The sequence below is a fragment of the Hwangdonia seohaensis genome, assembly GCF_031932625.1.
GTDB classification, from domain to species: domain Bacteria; phylum Bacteroidota; class Bacteroidia; order Flavobacteriales; family Flavobacteriaceae; genus Hwangdonia; species Hwangdonia seohaensis.
The window spans coordinates 620,846-639,821 of sequence record NZ_JAVSCK010000002.1 but is presented as its reverse complement, the minus strand read 5'-3'; the positions used below and the strand labels follow the sequence as shown (position 1 = coordinate 639,821).

17 protein-coding genes are annotated in these 18,976 nt (G+C 36.6%); 13 read left to right on the top strand and 4 right to left on the bottom strand.

Annotation, left to right across the window (positions count from 1 at the left end):
- Positions 1 to 28: 28 nt before the first annotated feature.
- The 9 genes from RNZ47_RS08020 (at position 29) to bshA (ending at position 10,965) form a co-directional block, all read left to right on the top strand.
- Positions 29 to 1,138, top strand: coding sequence for an N-acetylmuramoyl-L-alanine amidase family protein (locus RNZ47_RS08020; protein ID WP_311938642.1), 1,110 nt, complete (start codon positions 29 to 31; stop codon positions 1,136 to 1,138).
- A 51-nt stretch (positions 1,139 to 1,189) separates the two neighbouring features.
- Positions 1,190 to 2,152 (top strand): MlaD family protein, encoded by a 963-nt coding sequence (locus RNZ47_RS08015; protein WP_311938640.1) that lies wholly within the window; start codon positions 1,190 to 1,192, stop codon positions 2,150 to 2,152.
- A 12-nt stretch (positions 2,153 to 2,164) separates the two neighbouring features.
- Complete coding sequence (locus tag RNZ47_RS08010) at positions 2,165 to 3,472, top strand: 4Fe-4S dicluster domain-containing protein (protein ID WP_311938638.1); 1,308 nt, start codon at positions 2,165 to 2,167, stop codon at positions 3,470 to 3,472.
- Positions 3,473 to 3,632: 160 nt separating this feature from the next.
- On the top strand, positions 3,633 to 4,424 hold the full coding sequence (locus tag RNZ47_RS08005; RefSeq protein ID WP_311938636.1) for a (Fe-S)-binding protein: 792 nt from the start codon (positions 3,633 to 3,635) through the stop codon (positions 4,422 to 4,424).
- A complete protein-coding gene (locus RNZ47_RS08000; protein WP_311938634.1) occupies positions 4,425 to 4,616 on the top strand; it encodes a hypothetical protein in 192 nt (63 codons plus the stop codon).
- Position 4,617: 1 nt separating this feature from the next.
- Positions 4,618 to 5,103, top strand: a complete 486-nt coding sequence (locus tag RNZ47_RS07995; protein WP_311938632.1) for an ABC transporter ATPase — start codon at positions 4,618 to 4,620, stop codon at positions 5,101 to 5,103.
- Positions 5,104 to 5,285: 182 nt separating this feature from the next.
- Positions 5,286 to 6,509: a phosphoserine phosphatase SerB gene (gene serB, locus RNZ47_RS07990; RefSeq protein ID WP_311938630.1), complete on the top strand. Its 1,224-nt coding sequence runs from the start codon at positions 5,286 to 5,288 to the stop codon at positions 6,507 to 6,509.
- A gap of 319 nt (positions 6,510 to 6,828) precedes the next feature.
- Entirely contained in the window at positions 6,829 to 9,747 is a 2,919-nt protein-coding gene (locus tag RNZ47_RS07985; protein ID WP_311938628.1) for a serine hydrolase domain-containing protein, read from the top strand.
- Positions 9,748 to 9,828: 81 nt separating this feature from the next.
- A complete protein-coding gene (bshA, locus tag RNZ47_RS07980; RefSeq protein ID WP_311938626.1) occupies positions 9,829 to 10,965 on the top strand; it encodes an N-acetyl-alpha-D-glucosaminyl L-malate synthase BshA in 1,137 nt (378 codons plus the stop codon).
- 34 nt (positions 10,966 to 10,999) lie between these two features.
- Here bshA and RNZ47_RS07975 read toward each other — a convergent pair whose 3' ends face one another.
- Together RNZ47_RS07975 and RNZ47_RS07970 are read right to left on the bottom strand one after the other, a co-directional pair.
- A complete protein-coding gene (locus RNZ47_RS07975; protein WP_311938624.1) occupies positions 11,000 to 11,545 on the bottom strand; it encodes a cupin domain-containing protein in 546 nt (181 codons plus the stop codon).
- A gap of 84 nt (positions 11,546 to 11,629) precedes the next feature.
- Positions 11,630 to 12,433 carry a helix-turn-helix domain-containing protein gene (locus RNZ47_RS07970; RefSeq protein WP_311938622.1) on the bottom strand — a complete coding sequence of 268 codons (804 nt, stop codon included), beginning with the start codon at positions 12,431 to 12,433 and terminating at the stop codon, positions 11,630 to 11,632.
- Positions 12,434 to 12,692: 259 nt separating this feature from the next.
- Between RNZ47_RS07970 and RNZ47_RS07965 the strand changes: the two genes are divergently transcribed.
- The gene (locus RNZ47_RS07965) at positions 12,693 to 14,219 is read left to right on the top strand and encodes a GH3 family acyl-acid amido synthetase (protein ID WP_311938621.1); all 1,527 of its coding nucleotides are present in this window, start codon (positions 12,693 to 12,695) and stop codon (positions 14,217 to 14,219) included.
- On the opposite strand, the gene RNZ47_RS07960 is transcribed toward RNZ47_RS07965, so the two are convergent.
- Together RNZ47_RS07960 and RNZ47_RS07955 are read right to left on the bottom strand one after the other, a co-directional pair.
- On the bottom strand, positions 14,206 to 14,778 hold the full coding sequence (locus RNZ47_RS07960) for a hypothetical protein (protein WP_311938619.1): 573 nt from the start codon (positions 14,776 to 14,778) through the stop codon (positions 14,206 to 14,208). The genes RNZ47_RS07965 and RNZ47_RS07960 overlap by 14 nt on opposite strands.
- A gap of 220 nt (positions 14,779 to 14,998) precedes the next feature.
- A complete protein-coding gene (locus RNZ47_RS07955; protein ID WP_311938617.1) occupies positions 14,999 to 15,490 on the bottom strand; it encodes a hypothetical protein in 492 nt (163 codons plus the stop codon).
- A 380-nt stretch (positions 15,491 to 15,870) separates the two neighbouring features.
- Between RNZ47_RS07955 and aroC the strand changes: the two genes are divergently transcribed.
- The 3 genes from aroC (at position 15,871) to RNZ47_RS07940 (ending at position 18,868) form a co-directional block, all read left to right on the top strand.
- The gene (gene aroC / locus RNZ47_RS07950) at positions 15,871 to 16,932 is read left to right on the top strand and encodes a chorismate synthase (RefSeq protein ID WP_311938615.1); all 1,062 of its coding nucleotides are present in this window, start codon (positions 15,871 to 15,873) and stop codon (positions 16,930 to 16,932) included.
- Positions 16,933 to 17,264: 332 nt separating this feature from the next.
- On the top strand, positions 17,265 to 18,005 hold the full coding sequence (locus tag RNZ47_RS07945; RefSeq protein WP_311938613.1) for a type ISP restriction/modification enzyme: 741 nt from the start codon (positions 17,265 to 17,267) through the stop codon (positions 18,003 to 18,005).
- 134 nt (positions 18,006 to 18,139) lie between these two features.
- On the top strand, positions 18,140 to 18,868 hold the full coding sequence (locus tag RNZ47_RS07940) for a phosphatase PAP2 family protein (RefSeq protein ID WP_311938611.1): 729 nt from the start codon (positions 18,140 to 18,142) through the stop codon (positions 18,866 to 18,868).
- Positions 18,869 to 18,976 lie beyond the last annotated feature (108 nt).

Here is an 18,976-nt window from a genome sequence, read left to right as displayed (position 1 = left end):
ACCGAATTTTTACGCGTTAAAAACACTTATGAAAACGTCCAGAATATTACTTTTCGTATCTTTTATAATAGTATTAACATTTTCTTCTTTTATAAATGTTGATGATATTCAAGCCAACGATAAATTTGTTGTGGTTTTAGATGCTGGCCATGGCGGACGAGATCCGGGGAATTTGGGCAATGGTTATAAAGAAAAAGACATTGCTTTAAAAGTGGTTTTGGCCATAGGCAAAGAGCTTGAAAAAAATCCAGACATAGAGGTAGTTTATACCCGTAAAACAGATGTGCTTGTCGATTTATTCGTTCGAGGAAAAATAGCAAATAAGGCCAATGCCGATTTGTTTGTTTCGGTGCATTGCGATTCGCATACCAGTCAAGCTTATGGCGCTGGCACCTTTGTTCTGGGAACACACAGAAACCAGACAAATTTTGAAGTCGCAAAAAAAGAGAATTCAGCTATTTTTTATGAAAAAGATCACGAAACAAATTATGATGGTTTCGATCCCAATTCGCCAGAATCCGTGATTAGTATTTTATTGGGGCAAGAAGAATATTTAGACCAAAGCATACAGTTGGCAGGCTTAATTCAGGATAATTTTGCGAAAAGATTAAAACGAAAAGACCGAAAAGTAAAACAAGCCGGTTTTATTGTATTGCATCAAACCGTGATGCCCAGCGTTTTGGTAGAACTCGGGTTTTTAACCAACAAAAGGGAAGGCGCTTATTTAAATTCAAAAAAAGGACAAACAGAAATGGCTTTGGCCATAAAAGATGCTATTTTAGAGTACAAAAAAGCCTTATATTTAAATGTTAGCCACCCTGTTTATGCAGATGATATACAAGAGGTTGCTGAGCAAACAGACGAGGTTTACACCAACATTGTCTTCAAGGTACAAATTGCTGCAAGCTCAAAGGCCCTAGAAACCAAGCCGTATAATTTTAAAGGCTTAAACAATGTTTCCAGAATCAAGGAAAACAATTTATATAAATATTTTTACGGCGAAACCTCAAATTACAATACCATAAAAAAGCTGGAAGAAGAAGCCAAAACCGCTGGTTTTAAAACCGGTTACATCGTGGCATTTAAAGATGGTGAAAAAATATCTTTAACCGAAGCTTTAAAAACAACTGCTAATTAGATTCATTCTTTTTAAATTTATCTTAAATTTGTTTATCTAAACATATTTATTTTGAATATATCAAAAGAAGTTAAAGCAGCCATATTAGTTATATCAGGAATTATCCTTTTTATTTTCGGATTCAATTATTTAAAAGGCCAAAACCTACTCGATTCTTCCCGTACATTTTACGCCGTTTACGACAATGTAGAAGGCTTAACGGCATCAACCCCAGTTACCATCAACGGTTTAATTGTTGGAAAAGTGATTAGCATAGGTTTTAAAGGAGATGGTTCCGGTAAGTTATTGGTAAAGCTTTTAGTGGATAACGATTTTCAGTTTTCAAAAAACAGTAAAGCGGAACTTTATGAAACAGGTTTAATAGGCGGAAAGGCGATTGCCATTGTCCCTGCCTTTGATAATGCCGGTAATGCTGAAAAAGAGTCGTACTTACAAGGCTCGGTAAAAGCCGGATTAAGCGAATTGGTTAATCAAAAACTCACACCCTTACAAGGTAAGATTGAAAATATGATGGTGAGCGCAGATAGTTTGTTGAATAATTTAAACCAGGTTTTTGATGCCCAAACCAAAACGAACCTTAAAAAAAGTATTGCCAGTTTAAGCTCTACTATAGATTCATTTAAAAGCACCTCGCTTGCTCTAAATCAAGTCATTAAGGGTAATCAGGTTAAGATTGATAGCGTTTTAACTAATGCTGAAAAACTAACCGGCGATTTAGCAAAAATAACACATACCATTTCAGAATCGGACCTTAAAAAGACCATAAAGAATTTAGAATCAACCCTTCAAAATTTCGATAAAATCATCGCTAATTTAGAAAATGGCGAAGGCTCGATGGGCAAACTCCTAAAGGATGAAGGTTTATACGAAAACTTAGAAGGTGCCACGTTACAATTGGAGCAGTTGTTGGAAGATATGAAATTAAACCCCAAGCGCTATGTGCATTTTTCTTTATTCGGGAAAAAACCAAAACAGTACGATGCTGAGGGAAACGAAATTAAACAAAAAGATTAACGCCTTTAAAATATGAATTACCTACCAAACGTGCTTTTTGCAATTATACTAATTGTTGGTATAGGATATTTTACAAAAAACGTAAAAAAATTAATTCGTAATATAAAACTCGGTCAAGATGTCGATGTTAGCGATAACAAATCGCAACGCTGGAAAAACATGACCATGATTGCGCTCGGGCAAAGTAAAATGGTGCGCCGACCTATTGCTGGATTTTTACATGTTGTGGTTTACGTGGGCTTTATAATCATTAATATAGAAGTTTTAGAAATTATTATTGATGGATTAATAGGCACGCACAGAATCGGCTTAAAAGTATTGCCAACATCGGTTTATGGTTTTTTAATAGGCGCATTCGAAGTATTGGCTATTTTGGTATTTATATCGGTTACCATATTTTGGATTCGTAGAAACATTATCAAACTAGCGCGTTTCTGGAAAAGCGAAATGACGAGCTGGCCAAAAAACGACGGTAATTTTATTCTGTATTTCGAAATGGTGTTAATGACGCTGTTTTTAATAATGAATGCTACCGATGTTCATTTTCAAGAATTGAACTCCGGCAACATCATCAGTCAATTTATAGCGCCGTGGTTTTCAGGATTATCCGAAGCCACATTGCATGGCATCGAACGTGCTGCTTGGTGGCTACACATTGTCGGTATTTTGGTGTTTTTAAATTATCTATACTTTTCAAAGCATCTGCATATTTTATTGGCATTTCCAAACACCTATTACGGGAAATTAACCCCACAAGGGCAATTCAATAACCTCGAAGCGGTTACCAAAGAGGTTAAAATGATGATGGATCCCGATGCCGACCCTTATGCCGTACCCGAAGATGAGGGCGAAGCACCAGCAAAATTCGGTGCCAGCGATGTACAAGATTTAAATTGGGTACAACTATTGAATGCTTATACCTGTACCGAATGTGGCAGATGCACCAGCGAATGTCCGGCAAACCAAACCGGTAAAAAGCTATCACCCCGAAAAATAATGATGGATACCCGCGACCGTCTGGAAGAAGTGGGTAAAAATATCGATGCCAATAACGGTGAGTTTAAAGACGACGAAAAACAGCTTTTAGACAATTACATAACCCGCGAAGAGCTTTGGGCCTGCACCTCGTGCAACGCCTGCGTAGAGGCTTGTCCGGTAAGTATCGACCCGCTGTCCATCATTCTGGATATGCGTCGCTATTTGGTTATGGAGCAATCCGCGGCACCCGTCGAACTCAATAATATGATGACCAACATAGAAAATAACGGCGCGCCGTGGCCATACAATCAAATGGACCGATTAAATTGGAAAAATGAATAATTAAATAATTTGGGCGTTACCCTAAAAAGGGTCGGGCTTTCCGCTATATCTTTTTGTGGAAAACAAAAAGGATGCCGCTGCAATCCCTAACGCAAAAACGAACACTTAACAATAATCCTGCAAAGTTTCAAATAAGCTTGTGGGTATTAAACATAAAAAAATGAGCGAAACAATAAAAGTACCAACCATGGCCGAATTTATGGCCCAAGGCAAGCAGCCCGAAGTATTATTTTGGGTAGGCTGTGCAGGTAGTTTTGACGATAGAGCAAAAAAAATAACCAAGGCATTTGTTAAACTTTTAAATAAAGCCCATGTAGAATTTGCCGTATTGGGCACCGAAGAAAGTTGTACCGGCGATCCTGCAAAACGCGCTGGAAACGAGTTTTTATTTCAAATGCAAGCCGTAACCAATATAGAAGTGCTAAATGCCTACGAAGTAAAAAAAATAGTTACTGCTTGTCCGCATTGCTTTAATACCATCAAAAACGAATACCCGGAATTGGGTGGTAGTTACGAGGTAATGCACCATACGCAGTTCTTAAAAACACTATTGGACGAAGGGCGTTTAACCATCGAGGGCGGTAAATTTAAAGGCAAGCGTATTACCTTTCACGACCCCTGTTATTTAGGGCGCGCCAACAATGTTTACGAAGCGCCACGAGAGCTCATTCAAAAACTGGAGGCAGAATTGGTCGAAATGAAAAACTGCCGACGAAACGGATTGTGCTGTGGGGCAGGAGGCGCGCAAATGTTTAAAGAACCCGAAAAAGGGGATAAAGACGTTAACGTTGAGCGTACAGAACAAGCCCTGGACGTAAAACCGGAAATTATAGCGGCAGGTTGCCCATTCTGTAACACCATGATGACCGATGGCGTTAAGGCCAAGGAAAAGGAAAACGATGTTGAAGTTATGGATATTGCAGAACTTATTGCGAATGCCCAAGATTTGTAAATGGCACCAAAAAGTTTAAAACACCAAATAATATACGGCTTGGTAACCGGCTTAATTTATGCCGGTTTTATTGCCATTGTCGATTATTATAAGGATAAGGAATTTAATCTTCAAAAATTTATTGTTGGATTTATTCTTTTTGGAATAGGAATGATTATTGTTGCACGAATTAAACACAAGAAAGACAAATAAAATGCTAGTTGATTTTAATACATTGCCCGAAGAATCACGTGTTTGGATATACCAAGCCAACCGTTCGTTTACCGAACAAGAATTGGAGGAAATACAATCGAAACTTAATATTTTTATTGAAAACTGGACGGCTCACGGTAGCGATTTACAAGCGGGCTACACCATAAAATACAAGCGTTTTATCGTGTTGGGCTTAAACCAAGATGTAAATAATGCTACGGGTTGCTCCATTGATGCATCGGTTCATTTTATACAACAATTGGAAAAGGAATACAACGTCGATTTAATGGATAAAATGAATGTATCCTATAAACAAGGCGAGTATGTGGCTTACAAAACACTAACCGATTTCAGGAAAATGGCAAAGGACAAAGCCATATCAAAAAACACCATCGTTTTTAATAATTTGGTTAATAATATTGCAGAATTTAAAGAAAACTGGGAAGTTCCGGCAAGCGAAAGTTGGCATAGTCGATTTGTAAAATAGATTATTTTCTAGTTTTATCTTCGTATCATTACTATTCTTTCTTTTTCTTTACTGTTTGGTTATATGATTGTCAAAAATTGCGATAAGCACCTATTATAACCCCAAAAAACTTTTATATCTCAAATAGAATAATGATTTTTACGTCCTGATAATTATCGGATTAAAAGAGTGAAAATTACATTATGGCTAACGAGATTTTCTTATTAACAATTTCAGGGCAGGATAAACCAGGTATAACCTCAAGCTTAACCGAAGTTTTGGCTAAGTACGGTGCCAAAGTGTTGGATATTGGGCAAGCAAACATACACGACACACTATCTTTAGGTATTATGTTTGTTATCGAGCGCGGTAAAGAATCCGCACCCGTTTTAAAAGATTTACTGTTCAAATCTTACGAACTTGGGATTAAAGCCAAATTTATTCCTATATCGCTCGAAGGTTACGAGAAATGGGTAAACCTTCAGGGGAAAGATCGCTATATTGTTACCATTTTAGGTGAAAAACTGGCTGCCGAACAAATATCGGAAGTTACCAAAGTCATTTCAGATAAAAACTTAAATATAGATTCTATAAAACGACTTACAGGGCGTTTATCATTGGTTAAAGAAGATGTATACCCTAGAGCGTCTATTCAATTATCTATTAGGGGAAAAATAGATAACAAAAGGGATTTCACAGAAAAATTCATGCAAATTTCACACGATTTAGATGTCGATATTGCATTTCAAGAAGATAATATTTACCGCAGAAACCGACGCTTGGTGTGCTTTGATATGGATTCTACGTTAATTCAAACAGAGGTTATTGATGAGTTGGCAGAATTAGCGGGTGTTGGCGAAAAGGTAAAAGCCATTACGGAATCGGCCATGAACGGCGAAATAGATTTTAATGAAAGTTTTAAAAGACGCATGAAACTTTTAAAAGGTTTGAGCGAAGATGTGCTGCACGATGTTGCTGTAAATTTACCCATAACCAAAGGCGCAAGACGACTCATTGATACCTTAAAAAACTACGGATTTAAAACCGCTATTTTGTCGGGAGGCTTCACGTATTTCGGTCATTATTTACAAAAGGAATTGGGCATAGATTATGTGTACGCCAACCAACTGGAAATTAAAGACGGCAAGTTAACGGGCGGCTACCTTGGCGAGATTGTCGATGGCAACAAAAAAGCAGAATACCTTAAAGAAATAGCCAAAAAAGAAGGTATTGATATAGGCCAAACCATTGCCGTTGGCGATGGTGCAAACGATTTGGCAATGCTAAATCTTGCTGGCTTAGGGATTGCTTTTCATGCAAAACCGACGGTAAAAGATAACGCGCAAAGTGCCATATCGAGTATAGGTTTAGATGGTGTTTTGTATTTGTTGGGTTACCACGACAGACATATCGACTTATTGGAGTAAGTTAATCGTTAAGATAATTAAGATTTTTAAGCTTTATGTTTAGCATTGCAGATTTTGTTTGTTTTTAAATTTTTCTGGGTTAGCTTTTAATCAAAAAATATAATTCAAATTACTACTGTTTGTAATTAGTTACTATTAAGTCTTGATTCTTGATTCTATCAGCATTGCGGTCTAGAATCTCTAATCGAATACTAATGTTTAAAATCTTATTATAATTCTATCTTAAAGTCTTTTTTTCTTCTTTTTAAAAGTATTATTTTGGCATAGTTTTTCCTATTAAAGTGTTTTTCCTAAAAAAATAAAAAAATTTAACTACGCTATGCGCCATTTTGTACTCTCATTTCTGTCATTTTTTTCCATAATTTTTGCATTTGGTCAAACCACCACAAATCCATTATTGGATAAAAACGTGGAAGCACAGCAAAAATGGGTTGATAGTGTATATAGTTCTTTAACCCTAAAAGAAAAAATAGGGCAGTTGTACATGATTATGGTATTTACCAATCAAAATAAAAAAGCCATTGATGCTAATGTAAAACTCATACAAGATCATAAATTGGGAGGTGTTATTTATTCCCTCGGCGGTCCGGTAAAACAAGCCAAATTAAACAATATGTTGCAGGCCACCGCTAAAGTGCCGCTTTTGGTTGGAATGGATGCCGAATGGGGATTGGGAATGCGATTGGATTCTACCTACTCGTTCCCGTGGAATATGACACTCGGTGCCATAAAAGACAATAATTTGGTTAGGCAAGCAGGAAAACATATTGGCGAGCATTGCAAACGATTAGGGGTTCATTTTAATTTTGCACCCGTTGTAGATATCAACACCAACCCTAAAAACCCCATTATTGGCAACCGTTCGTTTGGTGAAGATAGAGATAATGTAACCGCTAAGGCCTTAGCTTTTATGGAAGGCATGCAAAGTGCTGGTGTTTTGGCCAATGCAAAGCATTTTCCGGGACACGGCGATACCGATCAGGATTCGCATAAAACGTTGCCAACCATTAACTTTAGTGAAAAGCGTATAGATTCCGTAGAACTGTATCCTTATAAAAAATTAATTAAAGAAGGACTTTCTAGCGTTATGGTTGCACATTTGAACGTACCTAGTTTAGAGTCGCGTTCAGGCTATCCTTCCTCTTTATCCAAACATATAGTTACCGATATTTTAAAGGAACGCTTAGGCTTTAAAGGGCTGATATTTACAGATGCCTTAAATATGAAAGGTGCCTCAAATTTTGATGAATCCGGAGCCATCGATTTAGCCGCGTTTAAAGCGGGGAACGATGTGTTGTTAATTTCGGAAGATGTTCCTACGGGTATTTCAAAAATAGCTGAAGCCTATGAGAAGGGCGATATTACCGAAGAGCGATTGGCACATTCGGTAAAAAAGGTGCTTCAAGCTAAATATAAAGTCGGACTGAACAATTACAAACCCATTGGATTGTATAATTTATCAAAAGATTTAAATAGAATTGAAGACGATGTTTTATACGAAGATCTTATTGAAGATGCCCTAACCATAGTGAAAAACAAAAACGATTTGTTGCCTTTGCGACAGCTTGAAACAAAAACGATTGCTTACGTTAAAATGGGTGACGATAGTGGAAAACCGTTTTTTAACGAACTTAAAAAATACACCAAAGTCCATGCTATTGAAGCTGAAAGCTTAGATGAATTAATGAATAAACTACATCCATATAATACGGTTGTGGTTGGGTTGCATCGCTCGAACGATAACCCTTGGAAAGCTCATAAATTTACGGATAAAGAATTGGTTTGGTTGTACGAAATAGCAAGAACGCACACCGTAATTTTGGATGTTTTTGTAAAACCTTATGCACTTTCCGATTTAAAAACCATTGAAAATATTGAAAGCATTGTGGTTAGTTATCAAAATAGCGAGATTGCGCAACAAAAATCGGCGCAGCTTATTTTTGGAGCTTTGGCAGCCAAAGGAACCTTGCCCGTTTCAACCGGAGCGTTTTTTAAAGAAGGCGATGGAATTCCCACTTTTTCAATAAAACGATTGGGATATTCAAGTCCCGAGCGCGTGGGGATGAATTCGATAAAACTGAATAAAATAGATTCGGTGGCACATATCGCCGTGGATTCGTTAATGACACCAGGGATTCAGCTTTTGGTGGCGAGACGCGGGAAAGTTATTTACAATAAAAACTTTGGAAAACACACCTATGAAGGCAAAGAAAAAGTAGATTTTGATGATATTTATGATGTGGCCTCACTTACCAAAATATTAGCTACATTACCCTTGCTTATGGAGTTGGTTGAGCAGGGAATTGTATCGTTAGACAGTAAACTTTCAGAGATTTTGCCCGAGTATAAAAATTCAAATAAAGAAAATATTACCATAAAGCAAATGCTGTCTCACTATGCACGGTTACGCCCATGGGAACCATTTTATTACAAAACACTTGATTCGATAACCAAGCAGCCAAGTCCAAAATATTATAGAAAAACAAAAAGTGATAGATTCAATATTGAAGTAACCAAGGATTTGTATTTACGAAGCGATTATAAAGATTCAATAAACGGCATCATTAAAGATTCCGAATTGTTAAGTCGTTTAAGGTATCGCTATAGTGATTTTCCGTATTACATTTTAAAGAAATTTATCGAAAAGCATTACGACAAAGGATTAGATGAAATTGTACAAGATCGTTTTTATCAATCGTTGGGTGCCAATTATACACTGTATAATCCGTATCATAAAATAAGCAATAAAAAGATTGTTCCTACCGAAGTAGACGATTATTACAGGCATCAAAAAGTACATGGCTATGTGCACGATATGGGTGCGGCAATGCAAAATGGTGTGGGCGGTCATGCCGGTGTTTTTAGTAATGCCAACGATGTGGCTAAAATTATGCAAATGTACTTACAGAAAGGGTTTTACGGTGGTAAACGCTATTTAAAACCAGAAACGGTTGATAGGTTTAACACCTGCTATTTTTGCGAAAAGGACAATAGGCGAGGTGTGGGCTTCGACAAACCTCAATTGGGGGAAGAAGGGCCAACATGCGGGTGCATATCAATGACGAGTTTTGGGCATTCCGGGTTTACCGGAACCTATGCTTGGGCAGACCCTGAAGAAGAAATTATTTATGTGTTTTTGGCCAATAGAACGTATCCGAGAGCGGGTAAAAACATATTGTTAAAAAGGAATATTAGAACAGATATCCAACGTTTAATTTACGAAGCGATTGAAGATTAAAGTAATCCTGCAAGGTTTTTGATAACCTTATAGGTGTGAACAAAAGATTCTCACCTTCACGAGAATTAAAAAAGAGAATTAATGAAAATAGGTATTGTTTGTTACCCCACATTTGGAGGTAGTGGCGTTGTAGCCACAGAGCTGGGTTTAGAATTATCTAAGCGCGGGCACGAAATTCATTTTATTACTTATAATCAGCCTGTACGATTGGATTTGTTAGGTAATAATGTGCATTACCACGAAGTAAACGTACCGGAATATCCGTTGTTCCATTACCAGCCATACGAGTTGGCATTATCGAGTAAATTGGTCGATATGGTAAAGCTTCATAAAATTGAAATTTTACATGTGCACTATGCCATTCCTCATGCTTATGCGGCATATATGGCAAAAAAAATGCTGATTGAAGAAAATATTTATGTGCCTATTGTAACCACGCTTCACGGTACCGATATTACCTTGGTTGGCAGTCATCCATTTTACAAACCAGCGGTTACCTTTAGTATTAATAAATCAGATGCCGTAACAGCAGTTTCACAGAGTTTAAAAGAGGATACCCTGCGTTTATTCGATATTAAAAATGAAATAAGTGTGGTGTCTAATTTTATCGATTTAAGTAAATACAATCACGATTTTACCAATTGCCAACGCGCTATGATGGCCACTGACAATGAGAAAATAATTACCCATATTAGTAATTTTCGTGAAGTAAAACGTGTACAAGACGTCATCACAATTTTTTATAACATCCAAAAAGAAATGTCCGCAAAACTCATGTTGGTGGGTGAAGGTCCGGAACGCGAAAAAATGGAATGGCAATGCCAAGAATTGGGCATTACCGATAGAGTGGTTTTCTTTGGAAAAAGTAACGAGATAGACAAGATTTTATGCTTTAGCGACTTGTTTTTATTGCCATCGCAAACTGAAAGTTTTGGATTGGCGGCTTTGGAAGCCATGGCATCTGGAGTGCCTGTAATATCAAGTAATACAGGTGGTATACCCGAAGTAAATATACACGGTGTTTCTGGATTCTTAAGCAATGTGGGCGATGTAGACGATATGACTAAAAATGCCTTGCATATTTTAAGTGATGAAAGCCGGTTAAAAATCTTTAAAAGCAATGCCAGAAAGGAATCCTTAAAATACGATTTGCATCATATTGTACCGCAATACGAAACCATTTACGAGGATACTTTGGCTAATTGTTTGGTGCTTTAAAACTATAGGTTGACTAAATAACTGGCGCCATTATTTAGACAAAGCGGATACCGTGTTTTCCGCAAATTTCAGATACCTTTTTAAAATCTGGGGGACCTTCAGGGAGTTTTGCCAATTCACTGAACATATGTTCAATACCAGCAGGAAAAGCCGATGTCATCATTTTAGCTTTTTTAGTTCCAACCACTTTCCAGGAGTGCGGTATGTTTTTTGGAGCAAATGCGATATCGCCTTCATTTAAAACCGTAGTTTTTCCATCAACCATAATTTCAACTTGTCCTTTTATAACTCTAAATATTTCATCTTCCTTGGTATGAATATGTGGCGGTATACCAATACCGGGTTCAACATTGTCTACCCATTCCACTATTTGGTTTCCAGTATCGCTACCGGCCAGCTTGTGTGTTTGAACGTCTCCTATTACGTTTAAAACACTACCCTCAGAATCTTTAACAATTTTCGATTTGTCATTATTTTCATGATGGTTTTTTAAAGCCTCAGATTGACCTTGAATGAGTCTAGGGATAAATAAAAGACCTAGTCCAATGCCCGAAGTTTTTAAGAATTTGTTTCTATTCATAATTAATGTTTTACGCAATTTATGTGAATAACAAACCTGAAACAATGTGAAAATTACGGTAAAACCATAGATTTTTGGCAGCAATTACTTTTTTCTTAAGGCTGAAGGCGTTATTCCCGTGTGGGTTTTAAAAAAGTAACTAAAATAATCTGGTGATGAGAAGCCTAATTCAAAACTGATTTCTTTTATTGATTTGTCTGAAAATTTTAGGGCATGCCTAGACCTCATCAGTAATTGTTCAATAATGATGTTTTTTGAACTAACGGCGAGAACTTCTTTGACGCATTCATTCAAATATTTAGGAGAAATGTTTTGCAGTTTAGCATAATCGGCCACTTCGTGATGTTCAAATATATATTGATCAACAAGTTGCTTAAACTTGTAGACGATGTTTGATTTTGAGTTATTATTTGAAGCTATCGATTTAATGTTGCACTGCCCATCGCAGTAAACAAAAAAGGTGTTTAATAAGGACAGAATGGCATCATCTTTATGGTTTAATTGAGAGCCTAGTAGTTCATCAATCATTTCCAAAATGGCCTGTGTTCTTTTTTCGATGCCCGGACTTAGTTTGAATAATGGTATTTCACCCGAATTGAAAAGCCTTACTTTATTGATGTGAAGATTACTTAAAACAGGACTGTTTAAAACCTCCTTGGCTAAGTACAAAATATACCCCGAAGAATAAGTGTTGCATTTTTTTAATATTTTCCATTGATATTTAGGATCGATAAAAAATATAGAATTGGATACATTTTTGTATAGCACATCATCTATTTTTATACCGTTTACCTCTCTTTTAATCCAACAAACAGCAAAATCATCCCTACGATGCTTTAAAGTCTTTTTGTTAATTATTTGTGTAATGTTTACAGCGTCTGGTTCCATTAATGATTGCAATCTTTATTTGATATCATATTTATAAAAGTGTTTATTATCAACCGGTTAACGAATTTCGAAATTTTTTTTGTAAAAAAAAAGGATTACCCAATTTTATAAAATTTCCAAAATAAATCACTTTATTTTATAAATAAAATTCTGATATTTCAAATGAATTAAGTACAAAATGTAATGGGTTAACACCTGCTTTAAAAGAGTTAAAATTTTATCTTTTTAATGCTGATATTTGAAGTAAATTAAAGACAATATGGCAATTTTAGGTAATATAATTAAAGGCGTAATAGATTTAAAAGACACCTTGTCTTCAGAGGTTAATCATCAAGAAGCTCAAAAGGAGGTATTAAAACAGCTTTTAACGAAGGCTAAAGACACACAATTTGGTAAGCACTATAAATTTGATGCCATTTTAAAATCAGATGATTTTCAATCTAACTTTTCAAACTTAGTTCCCTATTTCGATTACAATAAAATAAATGATGAATGGTGGTATAAATTGCACGAGGGAGAAACAGATGTAACATGGCCAAATAACCCTTCGTATTTTGCTTTAAGCTCGGGTACCACAGGAAAAACAAGCAAACGCATTCCGGTTACCGATGCTATGATTGAAGCTATCAGACAGGCTGGAATAAAACAGGTTTTTGCATTGAGTAACTTTGATTTGCCAGCTGATTTTTTTGAAAAAGAAATGATGATGTTGGGAAGTTCTACCGATTTAGAAGAACGCAATAACCGCTTGGAAGGAGAAATTAGCGGTATTAGCGCCAGCAATATTCCTTTTTGGTTTAGAAGCTATTATAAACCCGGAGAAGATATTGCTAAAATTGATGATTGGGATACTAGAGTACAGCGCATTGCAGAACGTGCTAAAGACTGGGATATTGGCGCATTAAGCGGAATCCCATCATGGATTGAACTTATGCTTGAAAAAGTTATAGATTATCATAAATTAGATCATATTCACCAAATTTGGCCCAATTTACAAGTATACACGTCGGGCGGTGTCGCCTTCGGACCATATGAAAAAAGCTTTCATGCGCTTATGGGTAAACCGGTTACGGTTATTGATACCTATTTAGCTTCAGAAGGTTATATAGCCACTCAAGTGCGACCAGAAACCGATGCGATGCAATTAAACACAGACAATGGTATCTATTTTGAATTTGTTCCGTTTAAGCCAGAATATATAAATGAAGATGGATCCTTAACACAAGACGCTCCATCGGTTACTTTGCAAGATGTGAAATTGGAACAAGACTACGTTTTAATACTAAGTACCGTAAGCGGTGCGTGGCGTTATATAATTGGCGACACCATCGAATTTACCGATATTGAACGGGCTGAAATAAAAATTACGGGGCGTACAAAATTCTTCTTAAATACGGTAGGCTCGCAGTTATCGGTTAATAAAATGGATGACGCGATGAAGTTTTTAGAAGAACAGTTTTCTACTAAAATTCCAGAATATACTATATGTGCCAAACGTGGAGACGATGGTGAGTTTTATCATTTTTGGTACCTCGCATCCGAAAGGGAAGATTTGAATGAAAACGATTTGTCTCAAGCTTTAGATACCTATTTAAAAGACGCGAATAAAAACTATAAAGTTGCGCGTTCCAAGGCTTTAAAAGGAGTTAAGGTAAAAGTGGTATCACCAGAGGTGTTTTACAATTGGAGTGGTGCCAACAAGAAAAAAGGCGGACAAGTAAAAATGGAACGTGTTATGGGTGAAGATAAATTTAAAGATTGGGAAGACTTTGTTAATCAATCTTAACCTTTTGTAATTCGGCATTCCTATTGTTAACTAACTCCATAATTTCTTCCGGAGATAAATAATACCGTTTTATGCGTTTTTTATAAATGTTGGAAATATCGGCGTTGTTTAATATAAAATCCTTTGTTTTTAAAATATAATCTGCCATACCATGGTTAACGGCATAAGTGTCGGCTGCACGCTCTGCTTCAACAATGTAGTTTTCAGAGAACAAATATTTCAAACCAAAACCGATTAAATTTAATTTGCTTCGGTTTTGATAATCCATAATGTGTCCCAGTTCATGACCAATCCATCCAATTAAAATATCAGATTCTATATGTTTTGTTAAAAATTCCTTGTCTGATATTTTAAAAGTTTCGCTAATTAGTATCAAGTATTTCCGGTGTTTTTTACTTCTAAAAAAACTACCAAAACTTGGTCTGGCTTGCATTGTCGATTTCTTAATATGCTTTTTAAACTTAATTTCAATATTAATATCTATTAAATCTGGATAATAAGACAATGCTGTTTTTGCTTCGTTATATATAGATTCGGGTATGAAGTGATGTGTATTCATAAGTTGGGGAAAAATAAGGTTGCCAGTAAAATAATTCTTACCATGAATTATTTTAAATAAGTAATATATCTATTTTTTTTAATGTATTAATGGGTATAACTTATATGCGTTAATTATTATTTTAAATGAGATACAAATCACTTTGGATTGATTGGCTCTAAAACAAACCAAATAAAAAAGCGCCCAAAAAGGCGCTTTTCAAAAAATATAAATAGTGATTTTAGAATTGATAACGAATACCTAAAGCAATATCAAAATCTAAATCATTGTTGTTAAAATTGTCATTTCCAAAACCAATTTCGGGTCTAAAATCCAACGACAGTAATAAAGGAATATCAAAATTATATTCAATACCAACATCTCCAGCAACAAAAATAAAGGTATCGGTAGCGTCGTTTCCTCCTGGAACGTTAACACTAAACGACCCTAAACCACCACCGGCACCGGCATACCAGTTAAACCCGCCATCTAAATTCCATACCCATTGGTACAAACCAGCCAGTTTAAAACCGTCGTAGTTTTTGCCATCTCTCCAACCCAAATCCAATTCTAAACGATTGTTATCGCCTAAAGCATGCTGATACGATATTTCGGCACCAAAGCCATCGCTATCGCCCAAACGGAGCCCAATAGCATTGTTTGAAATCTCTTGTGCACTTGCAGCAAATGTAAAACCCAATACGGCAACTGATAATAAAAATAATTTTTTCATAAGTTTAAATGTTTTGTTTTTATTCATTAATATTTAATGTGTTTCAAATCGAACGCAAAGGTAAGATTCGTATCATAATTTATACTATAAATTTAACCATTAAAAAAGAGGTCTCAATATCAATATACGGACTATTGTAAAAAATAGATCATTTTAATATTCAGTTAACATTTACAAATGTAACGCCAAAACCATAATTATATTGGGCTTTTTCTAGATTTGATGTAAAGATTTATAACGCATTCCATACGCCCAATAAACGCTTTAAAAGAAACGTTGTTTAGTCTTCGGTCAACAGTCTTCAGTCTTCGGTCATCGATTTTCAGTTAACAATTTCCGTATGTCTAATAATAGAATTATTTTAGCATCAAAATTTTACTATGGCAGGGAACTCTTTCGGAAAACTATTCAGCTTAACAACTTACGGTGAATCTCACGGCCCCGCTTTGGGTGGCGTTATAGACGGCTGTCCGTCTGGCATCGAGCTTGATTTAGAAGCCATTCAGAACGAGTTGGATAGGCGCAAGCCCGGGCAATCGGCCATTGTAACCCAACGTAAAGAACCCGATACGGTAAAATTCCATTCCGGTATTTTCGAAGGTAAAACCACGGGAACTTCCATTGGCTTTGTTATTGAAAACACCAACCAAAAATCGCACGATTACACGCATATAAAAGACAGTTACCGACCTAGTCATGCCGATTATACCTACGACCAAAAATACGGTTTTAGAGACTATCGTGGTGGCGGACGTAGTTCGGCACGCGAAACAGCATGTCGGGTGGTTGCCGGTGCCATTGCAAAACAAATGCTAAAAGGCATTGAAATTACTGCTTATGTTTCTGGGGTTGGAAACATGAAACTCAACAAACAATACACTGAGTTGGATTTAACAAAAATCGAATCAAACATGGTGCGTTGCCCAGACGAAGCCATGGCTTCAAAAATGGAAACATACATTAAAGAGGTGCGCAGTAAAGGCGATACCGTTGGCGGTATTGTAAGCTGTGTTATCAAGAATGTGCCCGTTGGTTTGGGTGAACCCGTGTTCGATAAATTGCATGCCGAACTCGGTAAAGCGATGCTCTCCATAAACGCTGTAAAAGGCTTTGAGTACGGTAGCGGATTCCACGGTAGCACCATGTACGGCAGCGACCACAACGATGCATTTAATACCGATGGCACTACAAAAACCAATTTTTCCGGTGGTATTCAAGGAGGTATCAGCAACGGCATGGATATTTATTTTAACGTCGCTTTTAAGCCCGTTGCCACACTTATCCAAGCCTACGAAACCATTGATAAAGAAGGTAAAGTAGTGCAAATGCACGGAAAAGGACGACACGATCCCTGTGTGGTGCCTAGAGCAGTGCCCATTGTTGAAGCCATGGCGGCTTTGGTTATCGCCGATTTTTATTTAATAAATAAGATTTACAGTTAGTCTTTTTTTAGAAGCTATTTCCCACTTGCAATTTATCCTGAGCGCAGTCGAAGGGCTGTATCTTTTTAAAACTACGTTATTGCGCTCCTCGTTATGACGATTATATTAACGTATTTGGGTTTCCGCGTTAGGGATAGCAGTGGAAAGCCCACAGCGAGGTACGAGCGCGGACTTGTAACGAATAACCCGACCCCTTGCCCTGAGCGCAGTCGAAGGGTCGGGGTAACGCCCAAAACAAAAAACACAGAGGCGTTTTATCTGCAAAATAAAAACATATCTTTATATTTGATATTCAATTAATAATTCACGCAAACGACGGCCAAAAACACAATATGACTTTAGGAGAGTACGTTGAATTGATTACCAACAAACTGCAGTCGGGCATTTTTGCCTCAATTGATAATGGCAATGAAAAAACAGGCATCGTCAATCAAATAGCCAAAAAACTAGACTTAACTTTTGTGCCGGATAAAGACAGCGATGGCAACGTTTGTTTTGCCAACAGCACCGAGCTTCGCGACGATTACAAAACCAGTTTTGCACCCATCGATATTTTGGATTATAACTATGCCGTGTTGCACAGCCAAAATTATAGGGAGAAATACAAAGAATTTTTAAAAATAGATTATTCCAAAGTGCCGTATCCAAAAAATGTCGATGCCTTTTGGGAATTGGTAAAATGGGGTGGCCAACTAAGGCAATTGCATTTACTGGAATCGCCAAAAACCGAAAATTATATCACCAGTTACCCCATTGATGGCGATAATGTAGTAACCCGAAAAATGACCAAAGACAGTATGGGGTTCGAGCCAAACGTCATTGCTACGTCGCAAGCGCCTCACAATGACGTGGCCGGCAAAGTCTGGATAAACGATACTCAATATTTTGACAAGGTGCCACAAATCGCTTGGGAGTTGTACATTGGCGGTAACCACCCTGCACAAAAATGGTTAAAGGACAGGCAAGGGCGCACCCTAACTTTTGAAGATATTTTACACTATCAAAAAATAATTGTTGCTCTTACCGAAACCCATCGTTTAATGGGAATTATTGATGCTATAAAAATTGAGTAGTTTCAAACGCTATTTCGAGGACGCATTTAGCCTACACTGAGCTTGTTGAAGTGGGGCCATCCATTAATTAAAAATCGGTTTGATGCCTATTATGTAATCCATAAAATTTACTACCTTAATTTTTTTTAAACAATATGATTAAAATTTTAATAACATTTATAAAAAAAATAAGAACCTTCTTAATAAATAAGTTGGGCAAATACAATGTTACCTTACCATATGTTATTGCCCTTTTATTAGCCTTGTTTTTTGTAGTTGTGGGTATCAATTTATTTATAGAGCTCACCGAAACTCTTACCACAGACGTGCTTGCCGAATACGATACTAGAGTTACCGATTATATCATTTCGTTTCGGTCATCAGCCTTAACAAATTATTTTGTGTTTGTAACCCATGTGGGCGATATTTATGGTTATGCAACCGTACTTGCCATTAGTATTTTTTTGTCCTTAGTTATTTTTAAACGAAAAAAATATGTGGTTCAAATTTCTGTGGTATTGTTTTTATCGGCGCTTTCAAACTTGGTATTAAAACGTTTTATAAATAGGGCAAGGCCTGATATAGAACACATGGTTTCGGTTGAAACACTAAGCTATCCCAGTGGTCATGCCATGAGCGCCATGGCCTTTTATGGTTTTTTAATCTATCTGTTTTATAAGTTTAAAATGAACCGGTTTATAAAATCCACCGCTATTTTTATGTTAACCTTGCTGATTTTAAGCATCGGGATCAGCCGTATTTACCTAGGTGTTCATTTTCCTTCGGATATATTGGGCGGATTTATTGCGGGTGCCATTTGGGTGGTGTTTTGTATTGTTCTTTTTAATTTGATTGAAGTGTTTAGGCGCGACCCAAAAACATAGCGCTGCGTTACAAGCTATTCTTTTGGCAAAAATTGAAAGCCAACCATGGTTGCTACACACAAAAAATACTTATATTGTTAGCCATTTTGAATTACGAATCTAAAAAAA

Coding starts and splice junctions, on each gene's coding strand:
- RNZ47_RS08020 (WP_311938642.1), top strand. CDS start 29: ATGAAAACGTCCAGAATATTACTTTTCGTATCTTTTATAATAGTATTA.
- RNZ47_RS08010 (WP_311938638.1), top strand. CDS start 2,165: ATGAATTACCTACCAAACGTGCTTTTTGCAATTATACTAATTGTTGGT.
- RNZ47_RS08005 (WP_311938636.1), top strand. CDS start 3,633: ATGAGCGAAACAATAAAAGTACCAACCATGGCCGAATTTATGGCCCAA.
- RNZ47_RS08000 (WP_311938634.1), top strand. CDS start 4,425: ATGGCACCAAAAAGTTTAAAACACCAAATAATATACGGCTTGGTAACC.
- RNZ47_RS07995 (WP_311938632.1), top strand. CDS start 4,618: ATGCTAGTTGATTTTAATACATTGCCCGAAGAATCACGTGTTTGGATA.
- serB (WP_311938630.1), top strand. CDS start 5,286: ATGGCTAACGAGATTTTCTTATTAACAATTTCAGGGCAGGATAAACCA.
- RNZ47_RS07985 (WP_311938628.1), top strand. CDS start 6,829: ATGCGCCATTTTGTACTCTCATTTCTGTCATTTTTTTCCATAATTTTT.
- bshA (WP_311938626.1), top strand. CDS start 9,829: ATGAAAATAGGTATTGTTTGTTACCCCACATTTGGAGGTAGTGGCGTT.
- RNZ47_RS07975 (WP_311938624.1), bottom strand. CDS start 11,545: ATGAATAGAAACAAATTCTTAAAAACTTCGGGCATTGGACTAGGTCTT.
- RNZ47_RS07970 (WP_311938622.1), bottom strand. CDS start 12,433: ATGGAACCAGACGCTGTAAACATTACACAAATAATTAACAAAAAGACT.
- RNZ47_RS07965 (WP_311938621.1), top strand. CDS start 12,693: ATGGCAATTTTAGGTAATATAATTAAAGGCGTAATAGATTTAAAAGAC.
- RNZ47_RS07960 (WP_311938619.1), bottom strand. CDS start 14,778: ATGAATACACATCACTTCATACCCGAATCTATATATAACGAAGCAAAA.
- RNZ47_RS07955 (WP_311938617.1), bottom strand. CDS start 15,490: ATGAAAAAATTATTTTTATTATCAGTTGCCGTATTGGGTTTTACATTT.
- aroC (WP_311938615.1), top strand. CDS start 15,871: ATGGCAGGGAACTCTTTCGGAAAACTATTCAGCTTAACAACTTACGGT.
- RNZ47_RS07945 (WP_311938613.1), top strand. CDS start 17,265: ATGACTTTAGGAGAGTACGTTGAATTGATTACCAACAAACTGCAGTCG.
- RNZ47_RS07940 (WP_311938611.1), top strand. CDS start 18,140: ATGATTAAAATTTTAATAACATTTATAAAAAAAATAAGAACCTTCTTA.